We start from the raw sequence: 15,524 nt of genomic DNA, 5'->3' as shown, positions 1-15,524 counted from the left end.
ATTTCAGATGGGAAAATACAAAGGATCGATACTCACAACCGCCCGGCCATGGAGCCGGCATAGCCCGTTAATTCGGCATAGCCTTCGCCCTGCACGGCTTTCCCCCTATGGGTACCGGACAGGACAATGCTGCCTTCCCAATACACGGGCGTTCCCGGTGAATCTTCAGGCCGCATTTCCTGATCTTCAAGGCGGCTTGTCAGCGTCAGGACAAGATCCAGGGTCGGCAAGGCAAGACGCCAGGATGCGGGATAGGCACCGCCCGTTACCGGACTGTGCCATACGGACAGAACCGATAATGCCATATCTTTCGTGGGGAGTGGAAGACTTTTTCCGGAAGGATCCACCAGGGTTCCGGAAGTCATGAGGGCCGTTCCGTCCTTTGTCCGTACCTGAAAAAGCATGAGATCATAGCCGTCTGAAAGCTGAAGGGAAAACCAGTCCCAGCCCACGGCATCGGGATCCAGAGGTTCAGAGGAGAATTCATGATCCATCCAGGAAAAACCCGACACCCCATGTTCCTCTCCCTCAAGGCTCACATTCCCCTGGGTTCTGAGGCGGGTAAAGGAATAATAGCAGCTCGCCCGCTCCGGGCTATTGCCCTTCAGGCTGTAGCCCTGATCCCCATGCCGCACGAGAGGCTTTTCCGGAACAAGATTCAGATGAAAGCTGAAATCCCGGGTCTTTGCCGTAAGCCTCTGCCCGTTTTCTCCCAGCACAAAGCCCCAGTCTCCCATGCCCAGCTCAAAGCCCTCTTCTCCCAGAACCTGGCGCAGCAGCCCCGGATGTTCCCGCATGAGCCGTGTGGCATGGACATGTTTTTTCCCCGTGATATCCGAAACTGCGGCGTGGGCCATCCACACGGTTTCGGTACGCCATGCAGAGGCGTTTTCAGGTGGCACAATCCGGCCCGGAGCCACCAGACGGGAACGAAAAAACGTAAGCTGGTAGCCGAAAGGTCTCCCGGTTCCGGTACGCAGATTGCCCGTATAGTACCACCACTCCGTACGAAAATCCGGATGAGACCCATGGTCTTCAGGAAAACGGAGAGCACAGGGCCCCTCCACCTTCGGAAACTCACCGCTAAACCCCGGAACAGCCCCAAAAAAACATCCCAGGAAAAAGAGAAAGATCCTCATGCATTTCCCTCCCGCAGGGCTTCGGCAGCATCGGCCCGCAGGGCCACCGCAATGGCGGGATCTGCTGCCAGAAGACCGGCCACAAAGATCAGACAAAGGCCAAGGGCCAGCCCCGGCAGGTCAGGGGTCAGGATAAAGGTCCAGCCAAAGGACTGACGGTTGACCCCATAAATAAGCAGCCCGGAAAGTACAGCGCCGCAGCCAAGTCCGGCCAGCATGGAAAAAACCAGCAGCAGTCCCGCCTCCCAACGTACCATGGCACGAATCTGTCCCCGGGAGGCCCCCAGGGTTCTCAGGGTGAGAAGCCCCACCCTTTCGGCCATCACCCTCAGGGTCATGGTGGTGGCAATGCCCAGTCCTGCAATCCCCAGAGCCATGGCCAGCAGCACAAAGGTAACGGCAAAGGTTTCATCAAAAATTTTTAAAACCGTTCTTCTCAGCAAAAGGCCTGCCACCACATCCACCCTGTCTCCAAAATCCGAGAGCAGGAGATCCTGCACCCTTTCCACGGCCTTTTGTCGTTCAACGGCATTTAAACCTCTGTCTTTTTTTACAAAAAGACGCAGACCGGAAAGCCCGTCCCTGCCCGTTTTCCGGGAAAGGGCCTCCCTGTCACAGAAAATGGCAATGCGCCGGGTTCTGAAATCCCGCACCACGGCCACCACCTCAACCTCCACGGTGACCCCGTCCACAACCAAAGAAAACCGCCTTCCCGTATCCAGTCCATAGAGGTTCAGGGCAGGCTCGGAAACCATAAGGGGCAGGGCCCCGTCTCCGCTGAAGGAAAGGGCCTTGCGGGGATCACCGGACACGGCCAGAAAATCGCCGTAACGGAAAAGCATGGCCAGATCCAGGGCCTCCAGATCCAAAACCATACCGTCCCTGTCGATATTCACCCTGCGATAACCCAGAAGATCCCAGTCTTCAAGGCTCTCCAGACGTTCCAGAACCTCTTCTGGCAGAGGATAGCGATGACCGTTCCATTCGGCCATCTTCGGTCGCACAAAAAGATCCCCACCGATACTCTGTTCCACCCAGACCCGAACCGTTTCCCGGAAACTGGTCACCATAACGGAAAGGGCCACAAAAAGAGCCACCGCTGTGGTCAGAGATCCCGCAGCCAGGGCAATACGTCCACCGCTTTCCCGGAACTGCCGTGCGGCCAGAAAAGCCGGAGCCCCCAGCCCCCTGCCCGGAAAACGGGCCAATACCGGCCCCATGCGGGCAAAAAACCAGGGCATGAAAAGGGCCGTTCCTCCGAAAAGAGAAAAGGCGGCAAGGTAGGCTCCCAGCGGCAGTCCGTCAAAGGCGGGTAAACGGAAAAAAAGGGGAACCAGCAACCAGAGTCCGCATCCCAGCCAGAGAGAACGTTTTCTGCTTTTCTTCCCGCCTCCAAGGGTATCGGTGACGGCAAGTACCCGCTTTGGAGAAAGGGCCATGGCCTGCAAGGCCGGTTGCAGGGCTGCAAGCCCCGAAACCAGCAGGGTCAGCATCAGGGTGAGCAGCAGATCCGGAATCCGGAGATGCGACAGCGCCCCGGCTTCACTTCCCCAGAAAAGGGTGGTCAGGGTTTTTCCCACCCCCTCCTGCAACAGGGGATAGCCCAGAAGGGTGAAGGGCAGGGAAAGCAGCCACCCCCAGGCTCCCAGCAGCAGTCCTTCGGTGAGAAAAAGAAAAAAAATGCTCTGCCGTGTCGTCCCCAGTGCCCGGAGCATGGCCACTTCCGGACTGCGGGAAGCCGCATTGAGGGCAACGACACTGTAGACCAGGAACATCCCCACAAAAAGGGAAGCAAACCCCATCACGAGAAGATTCATGCGATAGGCCCGCACCATGGCAAGACCTGTTTGCCGGAAATCCGATGCCGGTACCAGACGGACTTCAGGCGGCAGCAAAGACTCAATACCGGAAAGATCCGCTCCGGAATGAAGAATCAGATCAATGCGGTCCAGCACACCGAAACGGCCCGTACTTTCCTGAAAGGTTGCCATATCCCCAAGGGCAAGACCTCCGTCTTCGGCAAGGGCAAGTCCCTCCTCCGCCAGAATCCCCGCCACAAACACCTTGCCGGGCTTTCCCCCATGCAGGAGGGTGAAGGCCTCTCCCAGCTCCAGCTCCAGACGACGGGCCAGGGTTTCCGTGACAAGAAGGGCTCCCGGCCGGGTAACGAGATCGCTGATCCCCCCTCCGCCGCTCCCCTCCGGACGCCAGGCCCTGAAGGGCAGATCCAGAAAAGGATCCAGACCCATCAGCAGAAAAGGCCGCCCGCCCTCCCCCTGTCCATCCCCGGCCAGCACATGCACCGCCACAAAGGGCGCCGCCGCCCGGACATCGGGATGATGCAGCAGAGATGCCAGAAGACTTTCCGGGATGCCTTCCGGCCCGGAGAGGACATGCCATTCCGCCCGGCCTGCCAGACGATCCATGGAGGCGGCAAACCCCGCCTCTGCCCCGTCGATGGCCATGCGTACACTGGAAAACACCGACGCCCCCAGGGCAATGGCAAGGAGGGCCGCAAGGGTTCTCAGACGATGGCGGATCATGTGCCGCAGGGAAACCCTGAGCAGAAGGAAAAAAAATGCCCTCATGCCCCCTCCCTCTGAATCCTGCCGTCCACAAGGTGTACCCTGTGACTGGAAAAGGAATCGGCCATGTCGCTGTGGGTGGCCATGATGAGGGTCCGGCCTGCCTGTACCAGATCTGCCAGGAGGCGGATCACGGTCAGGGCATTGTTTTCGTCAAGATTACCCGTAGGCTCATCCGCAAGCAGGAGGGGCGGATCATTGATCAGCGCACGGGCAATGGCCACGCGCTGCATCTCTCCACCGGAAAGCCTTGCCGGAAGGTGATGCATTCTGTGCCCCATCCCCAGGGAATCCAGCAGGGTTGCCGCCCTTTTTCTTGCAGCGGTTTCCTTTTTTCCCGCAAGCAGGGCGGGCAGCAGGACATTTTCCTCCGCAGACAGGGTGGGCAGAAGATTGAAGGACTGAAAAATCACCCCGACCCCATGACGGCGGAAGACCTCCAGATCAGGAGCTGCACCAGCAGAAAGATCCTGCCCCCCGACCCAAAGTGTCCCCGAATCAGGCCGATCCAGACCGGCAAACAGGGACAGGAGTGTGGTCTTTCCGGAACCACTGCGCCCCTTCAGGAGCAGAAAAGCCCCCTTTTCCACATTGAGATCCACATGATCCAAAGCCATGAAGGGCTTTTCCGGAGCCTCATAGAAACGGCACAATGCTCTGGCCTGCACCAGAATGCCCTTCCCGTTTTTTTCCGGAACAAAAAAATCTGTCCTGCCCTTATCGGCATGGTACATACCCTGTCTTTCAGAGGAGATCGACATAGGCTTCCTTCCTGGGAAGAATGACCTCTGCATAAAAAACCTGCAAAAAAGGCGGGAAAGCCTGCCTTCCCGCCCATACCAATAAAAAAATTATCTGCCTGGATACTTATCCGGGAATGGAGACTGGCGCATACAGCCCGATTTCCTCCATGGTTTTCTCATAACGTCCCCGCATGTCCACATGGGCCTCATCAATGCGTTCCTTTACCGGTGCCCATTCCGCAGGACATTCATGCCGCAGCTGCTGGATGCGATCCTCAAGCTCGGCAACGATAATATGCAGATCCTCCACATGGGCCGTGACCTTCTCCTTGTCCTTTGCCGCCAGACGGTCAAATTTGCGCATCATGTCGTAAAGCTTGGCTTTCCATGCGGTGAGTTCCATTTCGGTACCTTTGCAGTAGTCCTTGACATCCATGGGGATTCTCCTTGTGTCTTAAGGATTTGAAGGAAGGAAAACATAAGGGGATACGTTGGCTTGCTCAAACGAACGGAGCAACCTGAAGATTTTTATATAGTAAGAAGCCTCCCGTCCCTGTAAAGGCCATAGCCTCTAAAAAAAAAGAAACCCGTCCTCCCGGGAAAAACGCCGGACACGCCATCTCTCTTTTCAAAAAAACAGTGCCCATAAGGAGATAAGGTTTTGGGACAAAGCACAAAAAAATCCCCCGGCACCCCTGCAACAGGCACCGGGGGAGACGTTCTTAGGACAACCCCCTCAGCTTATTCCACGGAGAAGCCCACAATTTTGGCGTCATCCACAATTTTTCTGCCCTGCTGATTCACCGCATCGATGATATCAACCCCCTCATCAATGCGTCCGTTGCGGTTCACATCCACGATCACATAATATTTTCCAGCCTTCATGGGCGCACGCCAGATGGTCATCATGCCAGCCCCGTTGTAACAGGACGGCTGCACAGCCACCGTGGATTTACGCCCCCGGACATCCACCGTATTGTTCAGTTCATCGGGATGACCGTACCGGGTAAGATCAAAGGTCGTGGCATCCAGGATATACACATCCACATACTTACCATTGTATATCCCTTCAATGGCTTCAACGGGATTGGGATTACCAAACCATCTGAAGTAGGGGTTAAAGACAGCCTTCACGCCATAGCCCCCCCCTCTGGAGTTCGTATCTCTGCCATGGGCCTGGAACACATCCCTGTAATCACAGTATTCCGAATAAACCGTCCAGTGCTGTTGCCTGGTGTTCCCAAAAACCCCGCCGGAAGCAATATTCGCGTAAGCAACACGGGGAAAACCATTGGCCTGGGTATTCAGGATTACAATACCAAGAGCCTTGTCACTTCCATCAAAAATACCATTGCGATTCCGGTCTATGATGATGCCATACCCACTGTCTTCAGGTTTGGGATTGATCACCTTGTAATCACCGTTGAGATCCCAGATCTTAAAAACACCGGTTCCAGACTGATTCCGAACGGAAAGCTTACGATCCGCAATATAGTCCCCCGATGTCCAGGTTTCCCGATGCCGGACAACATGAATATCATAAGGTTCCGCACCCAGAGGCATATTCTTCACGTTCAGATACACCACAGTCTTGCCATCGGGGGTATTGGATTCATCAAAAAACTGTGTGGGAGCATTTCCGGCAGCATCAGAACAGGTCGCATACTCGGGAAGAGGCTCTACATAAAGAATACGAACCGCTCCTGGCAGCACCATGTCCCCTGCACCCACAACACCGTCATCGTCCAGATCCACAATCAGATCCAAGGGCAGATCTGCTCCCAGTTTCATACCCGGATACGTATAGCTGTCTTTATTCGTGGTTCTCGTATTCAGAAACTCCACTTTTTCCACAAAAGGAAGCAGACGCAGACCTGCTGCGGGCTGTACGGGAATCCCCTGTTGCTTCAGGATCAGCGCATTGGCAGGATTCCTCAGAAGCAGCCCGATCTTATTGCCCGCAAGGGGAGGATTCTGCTGCGGGAAAACAATGTTCTCCATATTGAAGAAAAGCCGCTTTTCATTGTTCTGTTCAGGGATGGCATTCACGGCATTGCCAGCTTCATCCCTGATTGTAATGAACACATCGTTTGCAGGCGTGTTCAGCACAATGAAACCCGGCGCCCCCATGCCATCAATACCGTCAATGTAGTCATCCACCATGCCATCACGGGTCGTATCAATTCCCAGATCAAAAATACCGTTCTGATCCACATCCATCACAATCATATACGCCATGGTATCTTCATTGGGATTGATACGCTTGGGTCCCACATTCAGATCCCAGAGCAGCTCACCCTCCACAACACGGGCACCTGCCGCATCCGTCTTGACTTCCACGGTTTTGAAAATATCGCTGTTCAGTACAGCACCATTTTCAAGCATCGCTCCCGTGAAGGGAAGGATGTAAAAATCCACATTTGTGATGTCCCGGCGTCCCACCTTGGCAGGAATGCGCTGCGCTTCTACATACACCTGGGTCTTGTCACTGGGGGTAAGGCCATCCGCTTTCCGGCTGCCGCTCTCTTCAAAGGCATTTTCCGGATAAAATTTTCCATCTTCGGAATTGAGGTAAGCCGCATACACAACGGGCTTGGGATTGGTGGTCTGGTTCGGGTCTTTTTTAAACCGAACCCACATGGGATGCCGGAAATCCGTCTGATCATCGGTCAGGCTTTTCACCCGGACATAAAAGGCTTCTATGTCCACTCCCCCCACCTTGCGCAGTACAGGGGGCTTGCCTGCGGTTTCCCGATACAGTCCCATATCGTACCAGAGGGGTACCTGATCAATGAGTCCCTTTTCATCCGCCTCCACTTCAATACGGCTGATCTCCCGGCCCTGGGCATCCAGTACGGAAACCGCATACTGTTTTTCCTTGGCAAGGCCCGCCACCCGGACATACAGGGTGTCCAGAGGAGAAAAGGTTTTGGTTTCCTGCAATTCTGAGTTGTACAGGGTAACCAGTTTATCCCCGAGCAGGGGTCTGGTATCACAAGCGCTCATAAAAAAAGTCATGGACACCAGCACCAGTGCCCACACAAGATTTCTCGCAGTCTGCATAGCTCACCCGTCCTTTCTTACTCGCTTTTTTCACCAAGCATTTTTCCCAATGGAATCTCAATGGCCGCATACCCGATCCAGTACAGATCGTCTTCCTTGTCCTCCTTGACCTCAGCCGCCTTCTCTTCCAGGGCATTGACAAGACCAAGACCGAGACTGAACCAGCCGGATTTCAGTTTGGCCCCGAAATTCACGATATGATCTTCATCTTTACGGTTGATGCCCTGCACTTCGGCAATAAGATAAAGGGTCTCCCACAAGCCCAGATCCGCACCCGCACTGTAGAAAACTTCTCCGCTCTCTCCTTCGTTGTACAGTACTTCCGCCACACCGGTTACAGAGAACAGTGCCTTTTCCGTTCCAAGGGGAATCTGGATGGTGGCAGAAAGGTAGGGGTTGAACAGAATTTCCTTATGGGATGAAAACTCGTTGTCCTCCAGGGAAACGGCGTGGATACCCAAAGCCAGCTGGGGGACAAAATAGTCGGTCATGTGAAAGATTCTGGCCTTGAAATGAAAGGTGTCCATCTCAAGATCCGTCTTGTCCAGGTTGTCCCAGACAAACTGACGGCGGGTGTATCCCAGCTCCACATCATCCGAGGTTCCCGCCATCAGCGTGAGGGCGGTGAGATAGAGGTCATCGCCTTCAATTCTGCCGGCATCCTGGGCGGATCCTGCCAGATAAAAATTGCCCTTTCCCAGGGTGACGGCTTTGGGAACGGTCAGCAGACCATTTTCTCCCCAGTTATACACAGGAGAAATGGAACGCTTAAAAAGAGCGAAGGAGGCCTCCCGGCTTCCTGCCCATGCCCCTGTTGCCCCGCCCAATATCATGGACGCAAGCAAACAGACCACCCACCATGTCCTCTTCATCATACTGTCCTCCTTTGTCTTCCTTGTTGGTTCACCTTCTCCATGATTCCCGGAACCAGGTCTTCCATCCACAGTCCCGCACCTTTATTGAAAACTCCCGCTACAGACAGGATTCTTCAGAAAACAGCAGCCACTGAAAAGACGCTTTCTTCCAATGGAAACAGGGAAAAGGATAGTCATGCGAGACGCTCGAATACCGTGGATACGGTCATAGGTATGGCATAAAATCAGAAAGGAAACAAGATTGGAAGACGATGAAGAACAGGATGCGTTCCCCGAACGCCGTTTCTCCTCAGGATTCAAGGCGGCGGATAGGCACTCCCGTCTTCCCCGCCACCCCCAAAAGCAGTCCCGAATCCAAAAAGGGGATCAGATTTCCGGCGCCAGTCCCAGCTTTTGCAGACTTTTTTCCACATGGGGAAGAATACGCCGCACAATCTCCTCATAGCCTGCGGCATTGGGATGAATTCCGTCGGATCGGTTCATGGAAGGCACGGCAGCCACACCATCGAGAAAAAAGGGGATGAGATCAACTTTCTTTTCCTGGGCAAGCCGGGGGTAGACCGCCTCAAACTCCCGGACATAGGCGGGGCCCAGGTTAAAAAACATACGCATACCGCCGAGGATCACAGGAATCCCCGCTTCTTCAAAGCGATTCAACAGATTGCGAATGTTCTCCTCCATGGCAGGAACATCCAGACGGCGCAGGCCATCATTGGCACCGGTAACAAGCAACACCAGGTCAGGCTTCAGACGCTGCACAATCCAGTCTGCCCTGGAAAGGGCACCTGCGGAAGTCTCTCCGCTCACCCCGGCATTGATCACGGTCACAGGCCAGCCCCTTTCCTGCAACACCGCCTCCAGCCGTGCCGGATAGGAGGCCTCGGGCAAGACCCCAAGACCTTCCGTAAGGCTGTCTCCCATGGCAACAAGAATAAAACGGCCCGCAGAAGAGGCCTGCTCACGGATCTCGGCTTCGGGCTTGCGCTCACAGGAAAAAAACAGCAAAAAACAAAGGCAGAGACAGACAAAAGACCGTTTCATCCAAAGCCCTCCTTAAAAAATCGTCACGGATCGCCAGTATGACAGGCGAAAAAAATTCCGCTGCCCAGTTTTCTTCAGCCCTGATGGGCCCGCACCGCATCCGCAGGCCGCGTCCCCATGGAAGGCAGGGCCGCTCCCAGTCCCAGCAGCACAATCAGTGCAAAGGCAAAGACCCCAAGCCCCACCAGCAGGGGAATCTCCGGATCATAGGAAAGCCCGAACCCCCTGATCACCACAAAGGCGGCCAGGCCTTCTGCAATCAGCATCCCCAGAATCATGGCAATGCCCCCCTGAATACCGGTCTCAAGAATACCCGTTTCCAGAAGAAAGCGATGATCCGCGCCCACAATGCGCAGCAGTACAGCATCTCTTGCCCGCTGGGCCGCCGTGGCGGCAAGTCCCCCGAGCCAGACCAGAAGCCCTGCAACAAAGGCCGCAAAGGAAAAGGCCTGAAGCAGTCCTGCCATCTGCCGGGCGAGATCTGCATGGCGCTCAATCATATCCCGCACATCAATCATGCGGATATTGGAAAAACGCTCCGCAAGCTGACGTTCCAGGATTTCCTGACTGTCCCTGTCCGCAGACAGGGCGGCAAAAAAGGTATGGGGCGCGTCTGCAAGGTCTTTTTCCATAAAATTAAAAACAAAAAAGGGCCTCAGGCTGCCATCTTTACGTTTACGCACACTGCTGACCACAGCCGTCATCTCAACCCCCTGAATGCGGAAGGTGATGTGATCCCCAAGACGTAAGGGGTAGGTCGCCCGAATATAGTCCAGAATGGATACCTGAGGCATATCCCCGTCCTCCCGGAAAAGAGAGGCCCCTTCCACAAGGCTTTCATCTTCCATGGCTCCGTGCCAGGTAAGGCTGAACTCCCGTCCCAGATTGTCCCCCCTTTTTTTCCTTTCCTCCCCCGCATCTATGGGGGTTCCGTTCACGCCCACAACCCTGGCCCGTACCATGGGAAAAAAGAGGGCTTCCGGCCCCACAAAGGCTTCCACCGTTTTTTTCTGATGCGGCTGGATGTCAATGACATACAAACTCGGAGTCTTTTCCGGAAAAGCGTCAAGAAAAAGCCGGGTGAGGTTGCGCTCCATCAGTACCAGAGCCAGCACCATACCCGTAGCAAGGGCCATGGAAGCCACTGTGGCCACGGGGGTTGCTCCGGGTCGCCTCAAAGCCTGCATCACCACCCGGTGACGGGCTCCCCTGGCAGGAAAACGACGGGCCAGAGCAACCAGCAGCCAGGCACAGAGCACGGTGAAACCGAAAAAAAACAGCAGGATCAGAATCGGCATACGGCTGCCCCCAGCCTGCTGGAGCATCCGGCCCGCAAGAAAGACAAGAAAAACCACCCCGGCCCAGAAAAGACTCTGGGCCATCCATCCTGCACGCTGCTCTCCCCCACCCTGTTGCAGAATCCTCACCGGCGGAGTGCGCACCATGCGGCTGAAGGGAAGGATGGAAAACAGCAGGGTAAACCCGCCGCCAACGCCAAGGGTCCTGAGCAGGGTGTCCGGGGAAAGACGGATATTCAACCCCCTTGGCAAAAGATCCGTCATCAGGGATTCCATGAGAAGGGCCAGCCCGAACCCCACCAACCAGCCCAGAAGCAGAGCGGGGATCACAAGGCTCAGGAGAAAGAAGGCCATATGGCATCCCACCCGCCAGGGTCCGGCACCCAGAACCTTCATCAGGGCCACCCCCCTTTCCTTACGCATCCATAAGGCCACAAGACTGCCCCGGATACCGAAACCGGACAAGACCAGAATACCGATTCCACAAAGACGCAGGTAATAGAAAAGATTGTCCAGCCAGCGCAGGGCACGGGAACCCGTGTCCTCATAGGTACGCAGCTCTTCACTGCCGGGAACCAGCACCTCGGAAAGCTGACGCTGCACCAGAGCTTTGTCTTTCTCCGCATGAAGCCCCACCAGCAGGCGGTAGCGTACCCGGCTTCCCGTTACCGCAAGGCCCGTCCCCTCCAGATCTTCATGATGAATAAAAACCCGGGGCGCCAGCCCCCCCATGTCAAGGGGCCGATCCGGCTCAGCCAGTACCGCATCCTTCACCACAAAATCCCCGTCTCCCAGACGGATTTTTGCACCGCTTTTCACCCCCATGCGTCTCAGAGCCATGGGATCCCCAAGCAGGGTTCCCTTTTCCAGCACTTCATGCAGGGGACGTCCGGATCGCAGCCGTACCTGCCCGTAAAAGGGATAGCCCGATGAAACGGCCTTGACCGCCACCAGGGCGGGTCTTCCTTCTTCGGGAAGGGCCATGGCCAGAAGTTCCGTGACAAAGGCCGTTCGGATACGCCCCTCTGCTTCCAGCATCGCTGCCCTGTCCAAAAGGGGAGACGAAAGGGCAAAGGCGGAACGCAGCTCCATATCCGCTGCAATAAAGCTTTTGGCCTCCCGTTGCAGCATGCGGTCTGCGGCCACGCGCAGGGTCTCCACACCGGAAAAGGCCGCCACGGAAAGGGCCACACAGACAAAAAACAGCAAAGCGGTTTTCGGTGCATGCCGCCATTCCGCACGTACGGGCCCCCACATCCTAAAGAGCGCTGTCATGGCGCACCTCTCCGTCGGACAGAAGGATACGCCGATCCGCCCTTTCCGCCACTTCCCGGCTGTGGGTCACCACCACCAGGGTCGCCCCTTCCCGCTGTTGCAGATCGATGAGGAGGGCCATCACCTCTTCAGCTGCCGCTGAATCCAGGTTCCCCGTGGGTTCATCGGCAAAAATAATCTTGGGCCGGTTCACCACAGCCCGGCAGATGGCCACCCGCTGCTGCTCGCCGCCGGAAAGCTGGCGGGGCAGATGCCCCCTGCGCTCCCACAGTCCCACCTGCCGCAAAAGGATCTCCGCCCGGAAAGGAGCCTTGGGTTCCTTTGCCAGTTCCGCAGGAAAAAGAACATTTTCAAAGGCTGTCATGCCGGGAATCAGATGAAAGTCCTGAAAAACAAACCCGATCCTGCCATTCCGGAAGGCCGCCATACGGGATTCAGGCCAGTCCGTGATATCTTCACCATCCAGCACCAGCCTTCCCGCCGTGGGGGTGTCCAGACCGGAAAGCAGGGTCAGCAGGGTGGTTTTCCCCGAACCGCTGCGGCCCTGTATGGCGACAAACTCTCCGGTGCGGATATGGAGAGTGAGGGGACGGACAACGGAAAGCCTTCGGCCATCCACCGTGTAGGATTTTTCAAGGTTCTGGGCCAGAATCATACATCCTCCAGAGAAAAGCTCACAGGATATCCCGGATCTCACGGGCAAGTATCCCGATGTCCATACATCTGAACCGACCCTCCCAGTAAAAAGAAAGCCGTCTCTTATCGTCCAAAAGCTTTTCCAGTATGTCCGGACGGACATGATGGCAGAGAAAGCGACAGAGAAGAAGGGCCGGAACCAGAATCTCCGGCCTGTTCTTTTCCAGGTAAACGGAAAGAGACCCTGCCATATCCCGGACAGAACCGGGCGATGCCTGCCCCAGACGCGCCAGTCCCCACAAAAGCCCTGGCTGCAACAGGGGATTTTCCAGATACGTGCCTCCGGGATTCGCGTAAGAACACAGTATCCTGTGATAGTCATCCGCCATACGGGGAATCCGGGCCATGATCTCCCCCAGAGCTTCAGCGCAGCCCCAGCCGATACCACCGGATTCGTCGTTCAGCATCCAGATCAGCCTGCGCATGATCCTGCGTACACCTTCGGAATCTTCGGGAAACATCCCCTCACACACCGCCCCCAGCCCCTGAATGCCATGCCAGCGGACAGCCAGCTCTCCATGGCAGAAAGCTCCCATGAGCGGGCCCGCAACCCGACGACCGGGAAGCCGTTGCAGGGCCTGCTCCATGGCCTGGGAATCTTCCAGCCTCAGGCAGGAAAAAACATGGGTTTTCAGCATCTTGCGATCCATAAACTCTCCTTGCCCAGCCCCTGTCAGCCCCCGCCATGTATCAGAAGATCAGTACCCGATAGCCGCCATCCCGGAAAGCCGCAATGGAGGGATGCCCCTGCATGTCATCCAGCAGGGAAAGTCCCGCTTTTTTTGCCGCATCCAGAGTTTTCATTTTCGCAGCACAGGCCTTGCACACCCCGGCCACAATATCCGCATCCAGAGCCTTCTTCCACAGGACATGGAGGGGATGGCCTTCCTTTTCCAGTTCTGGAACAAGGGCTGTGGAAGCACCTTCCAGTACCAGCGCCACCTCATCTCCCCTTTCGTGCATGTCCAGGCCATTGAGCAGTACATGGATGAAACACAGGGGATCACCATTAAAAACAAAAAGTGCTGTTTTCTGCATATTGTTTCCTCCGGGTTCTTGTACGAAAAGCCACTCTTGCTGTTCCATGATCCGGAAAGCCTGTTTCACGGCCCCGGTCACGGCCAATATGCGCCTTGTATTCTTATCCAAAAAAAATTAAAAAAGCATTTGCTTCCTGTTTTCATGTCCCATACGCCAGCACACCTGCCAGAATGGCAACATTTTCAAGGAGGTCGCATGTCCCGAACTTTCTTTCTTTTCGCTTTCTCCCTGTTTCTGTTTTGTTCTCCCGCAACAGCTGCCTCCGCAGAAAAAAAAGAGGTCTGGACACAATGCGCCCCCACCAGGGAAGCCGCACTGAAAGAGCTTGCAGAACAGATCCAGATCACAATCCAAAGTGACAGCCATACCCGGCAAAGCGTCCGGGAAAATGACACGTCCTTTCTTTCAGGATGGTTCAGCGCACCGGAATTTTCCTCAGAAAAAACCTTTGAATCCCGTCAGAAAGTCCGCCTTGACCTGGTCAATATCAAAACGGTTCCCTCTCCGGATCAGAAAGATGCCATCTGCCTTCAGGTACAGCGCAGCGACCTCATCGCCTATGCGGCGTCCCTCCTTGAGCAGACACGCAGCTACAGCCCGGAGAAGCTCCCCAAAGATTTAAAAGAAAAAAAACGCACCCTGACCGCCTGGATTGGCGACATTGAAACGGCAAGCAATTTTGCCACCCTCTTTGGTGCGGAACTCCGGGAAAAAAAATCCCATGACAGACTCCTGAAACAGAAAAAAGAACTGACAGATCTGAGCGCCACCCTTTTCGAACAGTCTGTTGTGATCCGCAGTGGTCTTGCCAGTGCAGGCCTCATCCTCAACGGGAAAAGTGCAAAAATCGGAGAAGAAATCTATCTGCCCCCAGGAACCCATCATTATCGGGTAAATGCCACAGGCCACTGCCCTGTCACCGGAAGTTTTCTCCTGGAAGATAAAAAGGATCAGGTTCTCCATGTCACTCCGGAACCCCTTCCCGCACTCACCCTCACATCCAACCAGCCCAGAGCGTCCGTTACCATTGACGGTGCACCCTGGACGGCGGGTAAGGAAAAAATCCTTGACCGCTGCGAAGGCAGCGTTGCCTACACCGTAACACTGGGGGAGGAGAAAAATCAGGGAAGCATCGCCCTCAAACCCGGACTGAAAGCCCGTGAAAAGGTTTACCTCTATACCAATAAAGAAATGGACAGCCTGAAAACCATGGCGGAGGTGTTTACCAAAGGCAAAAGCGTTGAGCTGGGGTATCTTTTTTCCACTGCAGGCTCAGATTTCAAGGATCTGCACAATATCCATAAAGTCACTCTGGCGGGCTACAAAAATTTCCGTTTTCTGAGGATGGGCCTTGGAGCCGCCTACGGAAGGGCCGACGCCACGGAAGACTCCCTTACCATGGAAGCCTATATCAGCTTTCTCTTCCAGCTTTCCGCCCTTGGCGCTCAGGAGCGGCCCCTGCATTTCTTCGGACTCTTCCCCATTATCCCCTTTGCTGGTCTGGATATCGGTGCGGGGTACCACGACATCCACCACGAAAAACTGGGAAAAAGCATTCATAACTTTCCCAGGCCCACCTCCCCGGATCCGGAAGACAATCTCCGGGATCACGGGCTTCTCAGGGCGACGGGCGGACTTCAGATCCCCATCAACAAGCATGTGGGACTGAAATTTCTATACGGCAAAAACTTCTATATGGAGAAAGCCTCAGAGTTTGGTGCTTCTCTGGTAATGAATTTTTAACCCCGAAGTATCCGGGAATCGGCCT

General features: G+C 55.3%; 12 protein-coding genes. 1 reads left to right on the top strand and 11 read right to left on the bottom strand.

Going from position 1 to position 15,524, the window contains the following annotated elements; translation table 11 throughout:
- Positions 1-32: 32 nt before the first annotated feature.
- The 11 genes from BR04_RS04700 to BR04_RS04650 all read right to left on the bottom strand — a co-directional run bounded on the left by BR04_RS04700 (position 33) and on the right by BR04_RS04650 (position 13,753).
- Positions 33-1,139 carry a lipocalin-like domain-containing protein gene (locus BR04_RS04700; protein WP_496354840.1) on the bottom strand — a complete coding sequence of 369 codons (1,107 nt, stop codon included), beginning with the start codon at positions 1,137-1,139 and terminating at the stop codon, positions 33-35.
- Complete coding sequence (locus BR04_RS04695; RefSeq protein ID WP_496354839.1) at positions 1,136-3,727, bottom strand: ABC transporter permease; 2,592 nt, start codon at positions 3,725-3,727, stop codon at positions 1,136-1,138. Before BR04_RS04695 ends, BR04_RS04700 begins: the two co-directional genes overlap by 4 nt.
- Entirely contained in the window at positions 3,724-4,485 is a 762-nt protein-coding gene (locus BR04_RS04690) for an ABC transporter ATP-binding protein (RefSeq protein WP_496354838.1), read from the bottom strand. The genes BR04_RS04695 and BR04_RS04690 overlap by 4 nt, the downstream gene beginning before the upstream one ends.
- A gap of 106 nt (positions 4,486-4,591) precedes the next feature.
- A complete protein-coding gene (locus BR04_RS04685; RefSeq protein ID WP_496354837.1) occupies positions 4,592-4,903 on the bottom strand; it encodes a hypothetical protein in 312 nt (103 codons plus the stop codon).
- A 305-nt stretch (positions 4,904-5,208) separates the two neighbouring features.
- Positions 5,209-7,530 (bottom strand): hypothetical protein, encoded by a 2,322-nt coding sequence (locus BR04_RS04680; protein ID WP_496354836.1) that lies wholly within the window; start codon positions 7,528-7,530, stop codon positions 5,209-5,211.
- Between the two features lie 17 nt (positions 7,531-7,547).
- Positions 7,548-8,405 (bottom strand): hypothetical protein, encoded by an 858-nt coding sequence (locus BR04_RS04675; RefSeq protein ID WP_496354835.1) that lies wholly within the window; start codon positions 8,403-8,405, stop codon positions 7,548-7,550.
- 366 nt (positions 8,406-8,771) lie between these two features.
- A complete protein-coding gene (locus BR04_RS04670) occupies positions 8,772-9,446 on the bottom strand; it encodes an arylesterase (protein ID WP_496354834.1) in 675 nt (224 codons plus the stop codon).
- A gap of 74 nt (positions 9,447-9,520) precedes the next feature.
- Positions 9,521-12,019: an ABC transporter permease gene (locus tag BR04_RS04665; RefSeq protein WP_496354833.1), complete on the bottom strand. Its 2,499-nt coding sequence runs from the start codon at positions 12,017-12,019 to the stop codon at positions 9,521-9,523.
- A complete protein-coding gene (locus BR04_RS04660) occupies positions 12,003-12,674 on the bottom strand; it encodes an ABC transporter ATP-binding protein (RefSeq protein WP_496354832.1) in 672 nt (223 codons plus the stop codon). Before BR04_RS04660 ends, BR04_RS04665 begins: the two co-directional genes overlap by 17 nt.
- A gap of 19 nt (positions 12,675-12,693) precedes the next feature.
- Positions 12,694-13,365, bottom strand: a complete 672-nt coding sequence (locus BR04_RS04655; RefSeq protein ID WP_496354831.1) for a DVU0298 family protein — start codon at positions 13,363-13,365, stop codon at positions 12,694-12,696.
- A 40-nt stretch (positions 13,366-13,405) separates the two neighbouring features.
- Positions 13,406-13,753 (bottom strand): cytoplasmic protein, encoded by a 348-nt coding sequence (locus tag BR04_RS04650; RefSeq protein WP_496354830.1) that lies wholly within the window; start codon positions 13,751-13,753, stop codon positions 13,406-13,408.
- A gap of 198 nt (positions 13,754-13,951) precedes the next feature.
- On the opposite strand from BR04_RS04650, the gene BR04_RS04645 reads away from it, so the two are divergent.
- On the top strand, positions 13,952-15,499 hold the full coding sequence (locus tag BR04_RS04645; protein ID WP_496354829.1) for a hypothetical protein: 1,548 nt from the start codon (positions 13,952-13,954) through the stop codon (positions 15,497-15,499).
- Positions 15,500-15,524 lie beyond the last annotated feature (25 nt).

Source organism: Desulfobotulus sapovorans DSM 2055 (assembly GCF_059569355.1).
Note: the sequence above shows the minus strand (reverse complement) of the source record. Positions and strands in the feature narration are given on the sequence as shown.